Below are 15,089 nucleotides of genomic sequence, written 5' to 3' on the forward strand. Positions count from 1 at the left end.
TAATTTTGCGCTATGTTAATTCATGCCTGACTGATTCCATACTTTTTGCAATCGGGTTGGAGAAACCGGCATCTTTGTTTTCATTGGCTGTGAGAACAGGGAAATGCGGAACTCCTCGACCATAAAGTACAAATCTTTCAGGCGAGCGTCATTTTTAAACTTAAACAATTTTTCCATCCATGGGTCAACTTGATCGATGGCAGAATTGTCTCTTTGCAGGTTATTGGGCAAGCGTTCCAAACGCAAGACCAATGCCTTCAAATAGCGTGGAAATTCCTGCCAGATATCCGAAGATTTCACATATACACAGTTGGAAAGATTCATCAAATCAAGCTGATCCTCAATGTCATCGATATTTTTTCCAAAGATAGAATCGTCGAGAACCAATAATTTCCGACGAATATCCTGCCACTGGATATAAATATCGTTGAGTATAGATAATGCCACTTGACCATGAGTTAGGAAAGATTTTTTTACATTTAAAAGCAAGTTTTGAAATTCTTCAGCATTGACAGGAAGCTCATTTATGGTCATCTGGAGTGTGGCATAAACCAACATCTGCTCCAGTTGGGCCTTGTCACCCAGCGGTGAATAGGCCAAAGCCAGCGGTTTCGGAATCTGTTTTTTCAGCTGACGAATCAAATCGCCTAGCTGCAAATAAACCAGGTGAATCACTCCTTCCCGATGCTGTTTAATGGCTTCAGCCTGATCATTAAAGGTCTGAATCACCATACCGGATTCATCTTTCGCTTCCAGCTTTGCAAATGCTTTGGTCGGTACCAATGCCTGATATTGTTTCACAACAACACCGGTCACTTTTTGCGAAGCTTCAAAAGTGAAATTTTCGGGGAAAGTCTTAAATTCGCCCTTTAACTGCTTGACTGGACTATGCGTTTCAGTACGGCAGCGTGCTTTCAGTTCAGATAGATCCCGGCCTTTTTCAATCACACGGCCCTTTTCATCAATCACTTTAATGAACGGCAGCAAATACTGTTCGACACGTTCAAAAGAAAAGTCTTTTTCGGTAATTTGTTCGCCGCGCAGCTGAAAAGACAGGAAGCTGAAAATATGCTCGCGTAAATTGACCGCATCTATTACCTTCATCAGTTTACGTGCGGTGTCCGGAATCGGCACCAGATTACGGCGTTTGTCTTTAGGCAAAGATTTTAACAAAGCTTCGATTAAATCCTGACGCCAGCCCGGAACCCCCCATGACCAGATGTTTTCATCCACTTGTGGCAAGGCCTGTACTGGAATTTTAACCGTTGCACCATCTTCATCATGACTCGGATCAAAACGGTAACTGGCCGCCAGACGCAATGTACCATTATGCAAATAATCCGGAAATTGCTGCGTGGTTGGACGGTCGTTCATCCACAGTGCATCATCTTCGACAAATAAATAGCGCGGATTTTGCGGCTCGACCGTTGCACGCCAGTCTTCAAAACTACGGAGGCTAGCCACTTCTGCCGGCACTTTAGAGGCATAGAACTGATAGATGGTTTCTTCGTCCACCACCAGGTCACGACGACGCAGCTTGTCTTCTACCCGTTCCACTTCTTCCAGCTTCAGCAGGTTGTGTTTCAAGAATGGCGGCGTGATACCCAAATTCCCGGTGGTTAAAGCATCACGCAGGAAAATTTCATGTGCAGCAGCCTGATCGACCTTTTCATAGTTGACCTGACGTTTCGGCTCTACAATCAAACCGAATAATGAAATCTGGTCATAGGCATTGACCACACCGGCCTTTTTCGACCAGTGTGGCTCGAAATAATGATGTTTCAGCAAATCACGCGCAGCCAGCAGAATCCATTCCGGTTCAATTTTTGCAAGTGTACGCAAGTACACCTGAGATGTTTCCACCATTTCAAAAGCCATCACCCACGGCGTATTGGTCTTATGCAAGGTGGATGCCGGGAAAATACGGGCTTTTTGCTGACGCACGGCCATAAACACATTGCGCTCATCAGTTTTATTAGCAATAAAAGACAATAAACCGGTCAGCAAGGCACGATGCAGGTTTTCATAGCTGGCTTTCTTTTCATTAAAGGACAGCTTCAAGCCTTTTGCCAAATCCACCAGCTGTTCATGAGTTTTTTTCCATTCCCGCAAACGCAGCCAGCTCAGGAAGTGATTGCGGGCAAAAGTACGACGCTTGTTTTCGCTCATACTTTCTCGATTGGCATGCAATGTTTCCCACAGTTTTAAATAAAACAGGAAATCTGAATCTGCTTCACGGAACAGCGCATGTTTTTGGTCTGCCTGCATCTGTTTATCCGCAGGACGTTCACGTGGATCTTGCACTGCTAGCGCAGCGACGATGACCAGGACTTCATTCAGCACACCAAAATGCGCTCCACCCAAAATCATCCGGGCCAACCGAGGATCAATCGGCATTTTTGCCATCTGCTGACCGATTTTGGTTAATCCACTGCTTTGAAGTCCTCCTTTATCAAATGGGGACTTAGGAGGATTTGCATTTGGATTTTGACCTTTAGGGGGATTTTTCTCAGAAAGTGCCCCAAGCTCAATCAGCAATTTACGGCCATCATTCACTAAGCGGTGATCTGGCGGCTCAATAAAGTCAAATTCTTCCAGTGAACCCAGATTCAGACTTTGCATTTGCAAAATCACCGAAGCCAGGTTGGTTCGTTTAATCTCGGGTTCGGTAAATTCAGGACGGCTCTGGAAATCTTCCTCAGAATACAATCGGATACAGACACCCGGCGCAATACGGCCACAACGGCCTTTACGCTGATTGGCTGCCGCTTGAGACACTGCTTCGATCGGCAAGCGTTGCACACGGGAACGGTAGCTATAGCGTGAAATACGCGCAAAACCGCTGTCGATCACATAACGGACATTGGGTACGGTTAAGGCCGTTTCAGCTACGTTGGTGGCAATAATAATGCGTCGCCCACCACCGCAAGGATTGAAAATCTTTTGCTGCTCTGCAATAGCTAAACGCGCATATAAGGGCAAAATTTCGGTGTGCCGTGGTCCATGCTTTTGCAGGGTTTCCTGCAGTTCACGAATTTCCTGTTCGGTACTGGCAAAGATCAGAATATCGGCATGTTCAGGATGGCCTTTTTGCTGTGCATCGGCAAAACATTCTTCTACCGCTTGTACCACTGCACGCGGCAGGTTTTCTTCAAAGTCATCAAACTCGTCGTCATCACTGCCGCCAATGCTCATTTCTGAAATGGGACGATAACGCACTTCTACCGGATAACTGCGCCCTTCCACTTCAAAAACAGGTGCTCCGTTAAAGTAGTTGCTAAAACGGTTTACATCTAAGGTTGCTGAGGTGATGATGACTTTTAAATCTTTGCGGCGTGGCAGAAGCTGCTTTAAATACCCCATGATGAAGTCGATATTCAATGAACGTTCATGCGCTTCATCAATAATAATGGTGTCGTATTTGGTCAAATAACGGTCATTAGCCAGTTCAGCCAGTAAAATACCGTCCGTCATCAAACGAACAATCGAGTCTTGCGAACCCTGCTCGTTAAAGCGAATTTTAAAACCGATGGATTCACCCAGCTTCTCACCCACTTCTTCGGCAATACGCTGTGATACGCTACGCGCAGCCAGTCGACGCGGTTGGGTATGACCAATCATTCCAGTTAACCCGCGACCGGCCAGCATGGCAATTTGTGGTAATTGTGTGGTTTTACCCGAACCGGTTTCCCCAGCCACAATAATCACTTGATGCTGTTGAATCGCTTCAATCAACTTGTCTTTATATTGGGTAACAGGAAGGTCTTGATTCAGCTTGATGTCCGGAACACGCTCAATACGCTCACGAACTTTATGATTCGATTTTTCAAATAACTCTTGATATTGTTTTTCGTTGGCATCTTTACCTTTGCGGAGTCGATTTAAACGATGACAGTCACGAGCCATGACCAATTGATCTACATTTAAATGACTGAACACAGATACCTTATCCCAAAACAAAAAATTGAACTGAGTATTTTACGCTGTAACGCAGCCAAGAGAAAGCCAGCCTGATATTTATTGCTGCTATTTTTAAGCGCGACAAGCGTTAAAATCCTTCAGCTTTGGGCACCATCAAGACAATAAACCGGCACTTTATCACTCGGTTTTCCCTTGGCCAGCAGAATGAGAAACCAATAAAATGCTTTGCCCTAAAAACAAATTAAATTTTTAAAAATTTACCCTTGAATTTTACTTGTGCAACCTTCATGTTCTTAGGCAAGCTGAAAAACTGCATATTTGTCATTTAATAATCATTTTTAAATGATTGAATAGATAAAGAGTCAGATTTGGTGGAATTGTAGACTTTATATTAGTTAATTCGGTTTTTCCGATTTCAATAATGTAAAAATACTGTTTCAGCAATAAGAAAAAATTCGCTATCCTTTTGGAAATCAAATACAAACCTCAATCATGGAGACAATGATGAGCTTAATTAATACTGAAGTTAAACCATTTAAAGCAACTGCATTCCAAAACGGTCAATTTATTGAAGTGACTGAAGCTGATCTTAAAGGCAAATGGTCTGTTGTATTCTTCTACCCAGCTGACTTCACTTTCGTTTGTCCAACTGAACTGGGTGACCTTGCAGACAACTACGCTGAATTCCAAAAATTAGGCGTTGAAATCTATTCAGTTTCTACTGACACTCACTTCACTCACAAAGCTTGGCACGATTCTTCAGAAGAAATCAAAAAAATCCAATACGTAATGGTTGGCGATCCGACTTGGACTCTTGCTAAAAACTTTGAAGTATTAATCGAAGCGGCTGGTCTTGCTGACCGTGGTACTTTCGTAATCGATCCTGAAGGCAAAATCCAGATCGTTGAAATCAACGCTGGTGGCGTAGGCCGTGATGCTCAAGAACTTCTTCGTAAAGTTAAAGCAGCTCAATACGTTCACGCTCACCCAGGTGAAGTTTGCCCAGCTAAATGGAAAGAAGGCGACGCTACTCTAGCTCCTTCAATCGACCTAGTGGGTAAAATCTAATTTAAATTAGATTGAACTGATTCAAAAAAACCACGCTCTTTAGCGTGGTTTTTTTGGTCAATCGTTTGTTGTTATATTTGATTTATGAAAGATATATATTAATAAACATTTGCAATTTCATTGTTTTTACTCTGAGACTGTACTGTTTTAAATAGCCATTTTGAGAAAACCAAAGCTCATCCATAAACCCTTGCCATGGCAAAAATACAATAATCAATTGGCTAAATTAATAATGGAAAGGTGTACTTTGACAGTATTAATTTTTATCGGTTTTAGCTGGTGCTATATTTGAAAATAACAACAAATTAAATCTTAATTCCAAGCTACCTTTCAGCAATTATTTCTGTTATACATCAATTATGATCTTATCAGTATGGTCATGCTCAGTAAGACATCAAAACGCTTTGGTTATATATGAGGTGCTTATGGGAACAATGCTTGTCGTAACTTCTTATAAATACAGTACATCATCACGCTATTTAAAAATTTTTTATAATAATGGTTCAGCTGAACTGTACCATCCTGTGCCTGAATTCATTTATAACAACCTGCTTCGCAGCAGTGATAAGGCAGCATTTGTCCATAAATATCTCGAATATGATTTGCACTTTACCCGGGTTTCGATTGATTAAAAAAAATCAGGGTTTATCCCTGATTTTTAAATACCCTGAATTAATTTTTTATTTATAACAAATCATAAATAAGCCTGCGCCAATAGACAGGGTCATACTCATAAAACGTTCATCACTTTTCACCAACGCCATAAATTGTTTAACTTCTGCGGCATGCGAGATCACATTATCGACAAACATGACGCCATTTTCAGGATGCAACATATGCTGCAAATACTGCCAGTAATCTACATAGGCATCCCGTTCGGCATCCAACAAAATAAAGTCATATTGCTGTTCGGCCTTTTCAAGAAAACTTTGCGCATCCCCTATCCAAAAATCAATCACTTCACTCAGTTGTAGCTCTTGGGCATATTGCTGAGCTTGCTGGGTACGTGCCGGATCAATTTCCAAAGTAGTGACATGACCTTGGGAAGTCTGTGCTGCATTGGCGAGCCATAAAGTCGAATAACCTGTTGAAGTGCCAATCTCCAAAATATTTTTAGATTGTTGGATGCGTACCTGCATGGCTAAAAATAATGCAGAATCCGGCTCGATATTTCGATAACGCTGAATACGGTCTTTTTGCAAGGCATCAAACTTGATAAAACTTTGATGCAGCTCCTGCATTCGTTTCTGGAATGTATCACTCATGCTCATCACAGCTATTCCCATCTTATTATTCTGTTGAGTCTAGCGTTTATCGAGGTCGTTAATCCAGTTCATGCGGTTTCTTGAATTAATTTAAATCGTGGAACCACTGCACCATTCTCGAGTGTGACCGTTTCCTGAAACATCTCCAAGGGACGTACCCACATTGAATAATCGCCATATAAACATTGATAGACCACCAGTTTCTCGGCCGTTTCACTATGGGTAGCCACATGAAAGACCTGATATAACTTGCCTTTATAGTGTTGATAAATCCCGGATTTGAGTTGCATTTTTATGACCTTGTTAAAACATGATGCCATCATAATCAAAATTACCCAGAAGTATGCAGAAATTGATAAAAAATGCTTTAATTTCTACTTAATACTTGAATATTCACACTAAACCAGCATTTACTTAAGACAGTATTTTTTGTAAAAAATTTATCAATCTATTAAACCGATTGTTTTTATAAAAATGAAATGTTTTACCTATTTAAATATTTATCTTAATATAGCTTTATTAAATCAGCATTTACTCCCTTGGAGACGTTAGCCATGTTAGACCAAAACACTTCAGTACAACTTAAAACACTCTTGCAACGTCTGGAAAGCCCGATTGAACTGGTCGCAACTCTAGATGGTTCGGACAAGTCGGATAAGATTAAAGAACTGGTGACTGAAATTGCAGCCTTATCTGATTTAGTCACGGCACGTTTCGACGGTACCAATAAACGTGCCCCAAGCTTTGGGGTAGCCAAGGTAGGTGAACAGCCGCGCGTCAACTTTGCCGGCTTGCCGATGGGACATGAATTTACCTCTTTAATTTTGGCCTTGCTGCAGGTGTCGGGTTATGCCCCAAAAGTGTCGGATGAGGTGTTGGCGCAGATCAAGGGGTTGAACCTGATGGCTGATTTTGAGGTGTTTGTATCGCTGAGCTGCCATAACTGTCCGGACGTGGTGCAAGCCCTCAACCTGATCGCGATCTATAATCCGGGCACCACCGCGACCATGATTGACGGGGCTTTCTTCCAGGAGGAAGTGGAACAGCGCAAAATCATGGCGGTACCGATGCTGTTTCAGGACGGCAACCACATCGGTCAGGGCCGTATGACCCTGGAAGAAATCGTGGCCAAATTGGATTCCGGTTCATCGGCCAAAGACGCTGAAAAGCTGAATGCCAAAGACGCCTTTGATGTGCTGGTGATTGGCGGCGGTCCTGCCGGCAACACCGCAGCGATCTATGCGGCGCGTAAAGGCATTAAAACCGGGATCGTGGCGGAACGCTTTGGCGGTCAGGTCATGGACACCATGGACATTGAAAACTACACCTCGGTACAGAAAACCCAGGGACCGAAATTTGCGGCCGAGATGGAAGCGCATGTACGTGCCTATGATGTCGACATCATGAACCTGCAAAAGGTTTCCGCGATCAAGGGCGCGGATGAAACCGGGAATGGCCTGGTGGAAGTCACTTTGGAAAACGGGGCGAAGCTTGAGTCGAAAACCATCATCCTGTCGACCGGTGCACGCTGGAGAGAGATGAACGTTCCGGGTGAGCAGGAATATAAAACCCGTGGTGTGGCCTACTGCCCGCACTGTGACGGTCCACTGTTCAAGGGCAAGCGTGTTGCGGTGATTGGTGGCGGCAACTCGGGTGTTGAAGCCGCGATTGACCTGGCCGGGATTGTGGAGCATGTAACGCTGGTGGAATTTGATACCAAACTGCGTGCCGATCAGGTCTTGCAGGACAAACTCAACAGCCTGCCGAATACCACCGTGATCATGAATGCGCTGTCGACTGAAGTAGTCGGTGACGGTTCACAGGTGACGGCACTGAAATATAAGGACCGTGCAACGGATGAGGAACACACGGTTGAACTGGCGGGAATCTTTGTACAGATCGGGCTGTTGCCAAACACGGATTTCCTGAAAGCATCAAAAGTTGAACTCAGCAACCGTGGCGAGATCGTGATTAACGAGCGCAACGAAACCAGTGTGAAAGGTGTATTTGCTGCCGGTGACTGTACCACGGTGCCATACAAGCAGATCATTATTGCCACCGGTGAAGGTGCCAAAGCATCACTGTCTGCTTTTGATTACATTATCCGTTCGGGGCAGTAATCTGTATTCGGTATAATACGTCGCTTGATCAGGCTTATATTACAAGGTGGTATAAGCCTTTTTTTTCACTCATTTTTTTATAAAAAATAATTACATTTAATTAACAATTTTAGCTCATTATTTATGCATTTTTTTAGCTATATTCAAAATACCCCTATTCAGGTGGGTGCCACAATTAGAAGGAAATGAAAATGAATAAATTGCTTATTGCTTTAGGTCTTGCTGCTAGCGTTGCCCTGGTGGGCTGTAACAAACAAGAAGCACCAGAAACAGGTGCAACCACTGGTGAACATCTTGAAAACGCAGCAGATCAGGCAGGTCATGACATTTCAAAAGCTGCTGATGAGGCTGCCGCAAAAACCGAGGCTGCGACTGAAGAAGCTACTGCTAAAATTGATGCTGCCGGTGAAGAAGCCGCTGCAAAAACTGAGGCCGCTGCCCAAAATGCTAAAGAAGCCGCTAAAGATGCCACTGTAGCGACTGCCAGTGCTGTAGAAGATGGAGCAGCCAATGTGAAAGAAAGAGCTCAACAATAATGTGAATCGTTGAAATAAAAAGGCTCCTTTTAAAAGGAGCTTTTTTATTGATTAATCTTGCTTTTTTATGACATTTCTTCGATGGTCATTACAACAAATAATGTACATTTATATTCAACGTGCTTTAAAACCTGAGCTGGCGGATCAGGTTGCCGTACAGCTTATTGCCGATGATCTTCTGGAAGCGCATGCCCAGAATGAAATCTGCATTCACGAAAATACCAGAGCGAATCCCTTACAGATAGCAGGTTCTTCTGCCCTTGCATTTTCTGCCTGTGCATTATTTTCCATGATTTCTAATTAGTCAGTCCCAAACAATATCGCTCAATTAGGGTTATGACGATGAACATTGCTGGTGGACTACATTAAATGCTTTGTCTGTTTATTTTGCGGATAACACTGAAATTAAGGAAAGTTTGTAGGTTTCCATTTGGAAAATGATTGCCATGAGCTTTGCAATCAGGACAGGCTCATTATTTAAGGTCAGCCCGATTTAATTTTGTTTATTATTTTTTAAAATATATTTAATCAAATATTCTCAATTATAAATTTAATAATCTATTACAATAAATAATATTATGTGTGAATAATACAGTAAAATATCCCGACTAATTTAGTTGTTTTTATTCCCCCATGTCTATTATTGCTACGAAATCCAATCGATCTAATCTTTCGGTTTGGGTTGCTCTTTTTCTTTTGCTCGTCGGCACGCTGGGTGCCTATCAAGTTGTTGGTCTTAATCAAGCCTTATTATTTTTGGTTGGCGGTGCCCTGGGCATGACCTTGTATCATGCATCCTTTGGTTTTACCTCAAGCTGGCGTGTTTTTATTCTGGAGCGTCGTGGTCGTGGCTTACGTGCCCAAATGATCATGCTGGCGCTTGCCGTATTGCTGTTCTTTCCAGCCTTAGGTGCAGGCGAACTGTTTGGCAATCCCGTCAAAGGCAATGTCAATCCTGTTTCCATGTCTGTAATGATTGGGGCTTTTATCTTTGGTATAGGCATGCAACTGGGAGGCGGCTGTGCTTCAGGTACGCTTTATACCGTGGGTGGCGGTAGTGCGCGCATGATTGTGACCCTGATTTTCTTCTGCTTAGGCTCTTTAATTGCCACTACGCATTTAGACTGGTGGTTTAACCTGCCGCATCTTGAACCCATTTCGATTGTATCGAGTTTAGGCGTAATTCCTGCACTTATCGTCAGCTTTGTGCTGTTCGCTGCAATTGCTCTTGCAACCGTCTTTTTTGAGACGAAACGTCATGGTTCACTTGAAGTAGAACCCAAAGCTCAAACTAAAGGTCTTAAACGCTTCTTGGTTGGCCCATGGCCGCTTATTTGGGGCGGTATCATCCTGACCCTGCTTAACTTTGCCACATTAGCTTTAGCCGGTCGTCCTTGGGGTGTGACTTCTGCACTTGCAGTCTGGGCGGCAAAAACGGCCAGCTTTGCCGGTGTAGACGTCGCCTCCTGGGCCTATTGGCAACAACCTGCCAATGCCAAAGCCTTGGCCAATTCATTGTGGTTCGATATTACCTCAATGATGAACTTCGGCATTATGCTTGGTGCATTATTGGCAGCAAGCCTTGCCGGTAAATTTGCGCCAAATCTCAACATTCCAAAACGCTCACTCATTGCTGCTGTTGTTGGCGGTTTATTATTAGGCTACGGCGCACGCCTCGCCTATGGCTGTAATATTGGTGCTTACTTTAGCGGCATTGCTTCAGGCAGCTTGCATGGCTGGTTATGGCTGATCTTTGCTTTTATAGGTAACGCTCTTGGCGTGAAACTTCGTCCCATGTTCTTCCCTGGTGAACGACCACAACCCGAAAAATTAACCGGTTGTTAAATCCAGATTTCAGCCTATAAAAAAGCCCATCCAATGATGTAATGCCAGTCAGTTAAGAAATTGACTGGCATTTTATTTTTTTAAATTCATGAATATATTTGATAAATGGAAAAGTCATCCGCAACTGTTGAGGCAGGACTACATTAAAAAATGATTGTTTCTGCGACAAATTTGCTAGTTGATAGTAGCTGACGAGTTTTGCGGATGACAAATGCCTTTGGTTACTTTGGGCGAAACCAAAGTAACAAATGAGCTGCAAGAGTTTGATTTAAAAAGGTAAGACTCCGCCATGAATTACCCAAAATTAAAGAGTTTATTTCTAAACTCCTTAACTGATCAGCATTACATCCAACGATGGGCTTTTTTTGATTTATGCTATTTTTAATTAATGCAGCGCCGCTTTTAAATTACAGCCAAAGCCCATAATTTCCTGAGCCTGACGGTATGAGGTATAACGGTTTAAAATAAAGTCATAAAACTGGTCTGCATCTACAAAATTTTTGCTTAAGTTTTCACCCTGCGCGTGGGGTAATTTCACCTGTCCGATAATATTCAGGTTTTGATGGCCCAACTGGTACATCTCGGCAAAATAGCCATTCATCATTTGACAATATGCCTGTTTGACCGGTTTTAAAGAAGTACTGCTCACCGCATGCAGGTTCAAAGTCTGCAACTGGTTTACATCAAGCAGCGACTGGTCTGAAAAGGCAATATTGTTGCTTTTTTTAAAAGCCTGATAATCTTTGGATAGCTGCTGATTTAAGCTTTCAAAACGCTGCTGCAAGCTTGCCGCATCCTGCACCTTATATTTTTGAGGATCAATCTGGATTTTTTGCTGCTCGGAAGATGAACATGCTGAAACTATTACGCTTGAAATTAAAGTCGCCAAAATGAACGGCTTCATTATAAATTGTCCTCATCACTAAATCTTGCACTAGTATGCCTGAAATCTTCAGCTAAATTGACTTTTCATTCATATAACGCCAGTACCGCTTCGGCACATACTGAATATGCAGTTTCATATTTTGCCGAACCTGAATATTGACACTGCGGAAATAATCTTTCCACAACTGGTCATACAGTAATTCCTGTTCGTCCAGTTCTACAGTAAATGCCTGACTATAGCCACTCGCCAGTGTGGCATCGACCTGATGAGCATTCATTTCGATTTGATGCACATTTTGCAAATCATAATAAATGCCGTATTTACGCTTTTCGTCATAAATCAGCCAGCGTTGATCCTGATAACGTGCCTTAAAATGCCGTTCAATCAGCGGCAACACATTAAAATCAGGCCGAACCAGACTTAAAAACAGACCATCCTGACATTTTTTAAAGCGCACAAAGGCTTCCATACGATGCTTTTCACGACCTACCTGCTTTGCCCATTGCGCTAAAGCCAGCACATCAGCATGCCCATAGTTTTCGTCAACCTTGTAGCGACTTTGAAAAACATAAAGACAATAATTAAACAGGTGCTGATGAGCGATTGGATTTTCAGAGAGAAAAGTATAGTAAAAATTACGCTGACTCTGACCCGATGTTTTTTGCTTCAATCCTTGCCAGACCCGCTGGGCATGTTCTTCATTCGATGCCACCTGTATAAAATCATCAAACAGACCCTTTTGTGCATGCGGATTGCTCGTTACCTGCACCTGAAATTCTTTAAATTGAAAGGCACGAAACACGCAGCTCAACAGACCGGTCATGCTGCCATCAAAACAGTAAGTTGCCATTAAAAAGCAAAACCCAGTTGTGGCGATAACTGCTGCACATATTTGGACTGTCCCGACTGCAAAATCTGGCTCCGAATCTGGCCGGGCAACTGCTCCTTAATAAATTTTGGCGTATCGGCACAGCGGATAAAATGCTGCGCACGGTTATATGCAACGCCCATACGCTTCAGTTGATCGATGTGGATTTTGCCAAAGCGACGAGCCTGTACAATTTTTTTCGCTGAACGCACGCCAATACCCGGAACACGTAAAATCATGCGGTAATCTGCCCGGTTCAGATCGACAGGAAACTGTTCAGGATGCCTCAATGCCCATCCCAGTTTGGGATCAACATCCAGATCCAGATTGGGGTGTTTTTCATCGACCAGTTCTGTCGCCTCAAAACCATAAAAACGCATCAGCCAGTCGCTTTGATAGAGCCGATTTTCTCTTAATAAGGGTGGTGCTGAACCAATCGCCGGCAAGGCTTTTTCCTGTTCATTAATTGGAATATAACCCGAGTAATACACCCGTTTCAGGTTAAATTCTTTGTAATGCCGGTCTGCCATTAAAATAATGTCTTGATCGCTTTCGCTATGTGCTCCCACCACCATTTGCGTGGTTTGCCCTGCAGGAACAAATGCAGGAACTGAGCGAATCATCTTGCGTTCATCTTTAAACTGGATTAAACGGTCACGCACAATACCCAAGTCTTTCTGTACTTCGGCATGTGTTTTCTCAGGAGCGAATTTTTGCAAGCCTGCTTCAGTCGGCATTTCTAAATTAATGCTCATCCGGTCGACATATAGCCCCGCTTCAGTAATGATTTCCGGTGATGCTCCAGGAATGGCCTTTAAATGAATATAACCGTTAAAATTTTCTTCCAGACGTAATTTTTTCACCACTTGCAGCATGCGCTCCATAGTGTAATCAGCCGACCTGAATATTCCCGAACTTAAAAACAAGCCTTCAATATAATTGCGGCGATAGAAGTTCATGGTCAAATCCACCACTTCCTGCACGGTAAAAGCCGCCCGTTTTACATCATTGGAACGACGTGACACACAGTAAGCACAATCATAAATACAGACATTGGAAAACAGAATTTTAAGCAAAGATACACAGCGACCATCTTCGGTATAGCTATGACAGATACCCGAACCGGTATTCCCTAGGCCTTTGTCCTTATTTTTTCGGTTACTGCCACTTGAGGAACAGGAGACATCATATTTGGCAGCATCGGCTAAAATTTGCAGTTTTTCACGGATACGATCAGACATGTGTAATCAGCGCTAAAAAATGAATAGCTATTATAAAATTTTCAACTCAAGCAGCATGGACACTGATCTTTTATGCGACATAGTTTGACGCTTTATTTATCATTTCATTTTCATTTATTTTTAGTTGTAAAAAACTTTTTATTTCATAAAAAAATAACGAATATTATTTGCTTAATTTATAGGGCTTGGGCAAAGTGATGATATGCATAGGAGCCAAATATGACTTTATTAGAACAACTTGAGATTAAACATCCTATTTTCCTCGCACCGATGGCGGGTGTTTCTACTCCTCAATTGGCTGCGGAGGTTTCCAATCAAGGTGGTTTGGGTTCATTGGGTTTGGGTGCCAGTACCGTTGCGGCAGCGCGTCAACAAATTTTAGAAACGCAAGCCCTTACGCATAAACCCTTTCAGGTCAATTTCTTTTGCCATCAAAGTTCAGCACTTGACCCCACTATTGCCAAACAATGGATTGAATACCTAAGACCTCAATTCGAGAAGTATCATGCAACTCCGCCGACAGAATTAAAATGTATTTATCCCAGTTTTCTTGATAACGATGACTATTTAAACCTGGTTTTAGAAACTCGACCTCAGGCAGTAAGCTTTCATTTCGGCATTCCGCATGCACACCAGATTCAGGCCTTAAAACAGGCAGGTATCATGACGATGGTTTCAGCAACCAATCTGGCTGAAGCGCTGCAGATTGAAGCTGCCGGCATTGATGTCATTATTGCGCAAGGTATTGAAGCGGGTGGACACCGTGGCATTTTTAATGAAACATTTGACAGTGCCGTCAAAACTTCCGATCTGGTGCAATTGTTAAAACAGTACTGTAGCAAGCCTGTTGTGGCTGCTGGCGGGATTATGAATGGCACGCAGGCCCAACTGTTAATGCAGTTAGGCGCTGAAGCTGTCCAATTGGGCACTGCTTTCGTACAGTGCAAAAGCTCCAATGCCAACACAGCCTATCGGCAAGCCCTGTTTAGCAAACCGATTACCCAAATTACGGCCAGCATTTCGGGGCGGCCTGCTCGGGGTTTAATTAATCATTGGCATACCCAAATCGATCAGCCTGAACGTCCTCCAGTCGCCACCTACCCCTATTGCTATGACTTGGGGAAACAGTTGCATGCCGCAGCATCTGCACAAGGTGACCATGGTTTTGGAGCATTTTGGGCGGGAACCAATGTTGCCCAGATTCGGGAGATCGAAGCTGCAGATTTAATCAATCAACTGGTTCTGGAAATCAGTCAGGCCTAAGCTTACGGCATAGACAGATTATAAAAAACCTCTCATCTGAGTAATGCTGGTCAGTTAAGGAGTTTAGAAATAAACT

Annotated in this window: 13 protein-coding genes; 7 read left to right on the forward strand and 6 right to left on the reverse strand. The window is 43.0% G+C overall.

Features of this window, described 5'->3' with window-relative positions; genetic code table 11:
* Positions 1–15 precede the first annotated feature (15 nt).
* On the reverse strand, positions 16–3,906 hold the full coding sequence (gene hrpA / locus BLP85_RS01520; RefSeq protein ID WP_409449174.1) for an ATP-dependent RNA helicase HrpA: 3,891 nt from the start codon (positions 3,904–3,906) through the stop codon (positions 16–18).
* Positions 3,907–4,425: 519 nt separating this feature from the next.
* Here hrpA and ahpC point away from each other — a divergent pair.
* Positions 4,426–4,989: an alkyl hydroperoxide reductase subunit C gene (gene ahpC, locus BLP85_RS01525; RefSeq protein WP_092818388.1), complete on the forward strand. Its 564-nt coding sequence runs from the start codon at positions 4,426–4,428 to the stop codon at positions 4,987–4,989.
* A 425-nt stretch (positions 4,990–5,414) separates the two neighbouring features.
* On the forward strand, positions 5,415–5,621 hold the full coding sequence (locus BLP85_RS01530) for a KTSC domain-containing protein (protein WP_092818389.1): 207 nt from the start codon (positions 5,415–5,417) through the stop codon (positions 5,619–5,621).
* Positions 5,622–5,669: 48 nt separating this feature from the next.
* On the opposite strand, the gene BLP85_RS01535 is transcribed toward BLP85_RS01530, so the two are convergent.
* Positions 5,670–6,260, reverse strand: a complete 591-nt coding sequence (locus BLP85_RS01535; RefSeq protein ID WP_092818390.1) for an O-methyltransferase — start codon at positions 6,258–6,260, stop codon at positions 5,670–5,672.
* A 62-nt stretch (positions 6,261–6,322) separates the two neighbouring features.
* The gene (locus tag BLP85_RS01540; RefSeq protein ID WP_092818947.1) at positions 6,323–6,544 is read right to left on the reverse strand and encodes a DUF1653 domain-containing protein; all 222 of its coding nucleotides are present in this window, start codon (positions 6,542–6,544) and stop codon (positions 6,323–6,325) included.
* A 264-nt stretch (positions 6,545–6,808) separates the two neighbouring features.
* Between BLP85_RS01540 and ahpF the strand changes: the two genes are divergently transcribed.
* The 4 genes from ahpF to BLP85_RS01560 all read left to right on the forward strand — a co-directional run bounded on the left by ahpF (position 6,809) and on the right by BLP85_RS01560 (position 10,755).
* Positions 6,809–8,374 (forward strand): alkyl hydroperoxide reductase subunit F, encoded by a 1,566-nt coding sequence (ahpF, locus tag BLP85_RS01545; protein ID WP_092818391.1) that lies wholly within the window; start codon positions 6,809–6,811, stop codon positions 8,372–8,374.
* Between the two features lie 191 nt (positions 8,375–8,565).
* Positions 8,566–8,910, forward strand: a complete 345-nt coding sequence (locus BLP85_RS01550) for a hypothetical protein (protein WP_092818392.1) — start codon at positions 8,566–8,568, stop codon at positions 8,908–8,910.
* A gap of 100 nt (positions 8,911–9,010) precedes the next feature.
* The gene (locus BLP85_RS01555) at positions 9,011–9,214 is read left to right on the forward strand and encodes a VIT1/CCC1 transporter family protein (protein WP_092818393.1); all 204 of its coding nucleotides are present in this window, start codon (positions 9,011–9,013) and stop codon (positions 9,212–9,214) included.
* Between the two features lie 329 nt (positions 9,215–9,543).
* Positions 9,544–10,755, forward strand: a complete 1,212-nt coding sequence (locus BLP85_RS01560; protein WP_092818394.1) for a YeeE/YedE family protein — start codon at positions 9,544–9,546, stop codon at positions 10,753–10,755.
* Positions 10,756–11,140: 385 nt separating this feature from the next.
* On the opposite strand, the gene BLP85_RS01565 is transcribed toward BLP85_RS01560, so the two are convergent.
* Genes BLP85_RS01565 through BLP85_RS01575 form a run of 3 tightly spaced genes read right to left on the reverse strand, consistent with a single transcriptional unit; the run spans position 11,141 to position 13,750 of the window.
* On the reverse strand, positions 11,141–11,659 hold the full coding sequence (locus BLP85_RS01565) for a hypothetical protein (protein ID WP_092818395.1): 519 nt from the start codon (positions 11,657–11,659) through the stop codon (positions 11,141–11,143).
* A gap of 52 nt (positions 11,660–11,711) precedes the next feature.
* Positions 11,712–12,491 (reverse strand): TIGR03915 family putative DNA repair protein, encoded by a 780-nt coding sequence (locus BLP85_RS01570; RefSeq protein WP_092818396.1) that lies wholly within the window; start codon positions 12,489–12,491, stop codon positions 11,712–11,714.
* Entirely contained in the window at positions 12,491–13,750 is a 1,260-nt protein-coding gene (locus tag BLP85_RS01575) for a putative DNA modification/repair radical SAM protein (RefSeq protein ID WP_092818397.1), read from the reverse strand. The genes BLP85_RS01570 and BLP85_RS01575 overlap by 1 nt, the downstream gene beginning before the upstream one ends.
* A gap of 219 nt (positions 13,751–13,969) precedes the next feature.
* Here BLP85_RS01575 and BLP85_RS01580 point away from each other — a divergent pair, with 219 nt between their 5' ends.
* Entirely contained in the window at positions 13,970–15,013 is a 1,044-nt protein-coding gene (locus tag BLP85_RS01580; protein WP_092818398.1) for an NAD(P)H-dependent flavin oxidoreductase, read from the forward strand.
* Positions 15,014–15,089 lie beyond the last annotated feature (76 nt).

Origin of the sequence: Acinetobacter kookii (assembly GCF_900096895.1) — a bacterium.
In the GTDB taxonomy this organism is placed as follows: domain Bacteria; phylum Pseudomonadota; class Gammaproteobacteria; order Pseudomonadales; family Moraxellaceae; genus Acinetobacter; species Acinetobacter kookii.

What these genes read in the sequence shown, in the direction of transcription:
- hrpA (WP_409449174.1), bottom strand. Translation starts at nt 3,906, where the DNA reads ATGGCTCGTGACTGTCATCGTTTAAATCGACTCCGCAAAGGTAAAGAT.
- ahpC (WP_092818388.1), top strand. Translation starts at nt 4,426, where the DNA reads ATGAGCTTAATTAATACTGAAGTTAAACCATTTAAAGCAACTGCATTC.
- BLP85_RS01530 (WP_092818389.1), top strand. Translation starts at nt 5,415, where the DNA reads ATGGGAACAATGCTTGTCGTAACTTCTTATAAATACAGTACATCATCA.
- BLP85_RS01535 (WP_092818390.1), bottom strand. Translation starts at nt 6,260, where the DNA reads ATGAGCATGAGTGATACATTCCAGAAACGAATGCAGGAGCTGCATCAA.
- BLP85_RS01540 (WP_092818947.1), bottom strand. Translation starts at nt 6,544, where the DNA reads ATGCAACTCAAATCCGGGATTTATCAACACTATAAAGGCAAGTTATAT.
- ahpF (WP_092818391.1), top strand. Translation starts at nt 6,809, where the DNA reads ATGTTAGACCAAAACACTTCAGTACAACTTAAAACACTCTTGCAACGT.
- BLP85_RS01550 (WP_092818392.1), top strand. Translation starts at nt 8,566, where the DNA reads ATGAATAAATTGCTTATTGCTTTAGGTCTTGCTGCTAGCGTTGCCCTG.
- BLP85_RS01555 (WP_092818393.1), top strand. Translation starts at nt 9,011, where the DNA reads ATGTACATTTATATTCAACGTGCTTTAAAACCTGAGCTGGCGGATCAG.
- BLP85_RS01560 (WP_092818394.1), top strand. Translation starts at nt 9,544, where the DNA reads ATGTCTATTATTGCTACGAAATCCAATCGATCTAATCTTTCGGTTTGG.
- BLP85_RS01565 (WP_092818395.1), bottom strand. Translation starts at nt 11,659, where the DNA reads ATGAAGCCGTTCATTTTGGCGACTTTAATTTCAAGCGTAATAGTTTCA.
- BLP85_RS01570 (WP_092818396.1), bottom strand. Translation starts at nt 12,491, where the DNA reads ATGGCAACTTACTGTTTTGATGGCAGCATGACCGGTCTGTTGAGCTGC.
- BLP85_RS01575 (WP_092818397.1), bottom strand. Translation starts at nt 13,750, where the DNA reads ATGTCTGATCGTATCCGTGAAAAACTGCAAATTTTAGCCGATGCTGCC.
- BLP85_RS01580 (WP_092818398.1), top strand. Translation starts at nt 13,970, where the DNA reads ATGACTTTATTAGAACAACTTGAGATTAAACATCCTATTTTCCTCGCA.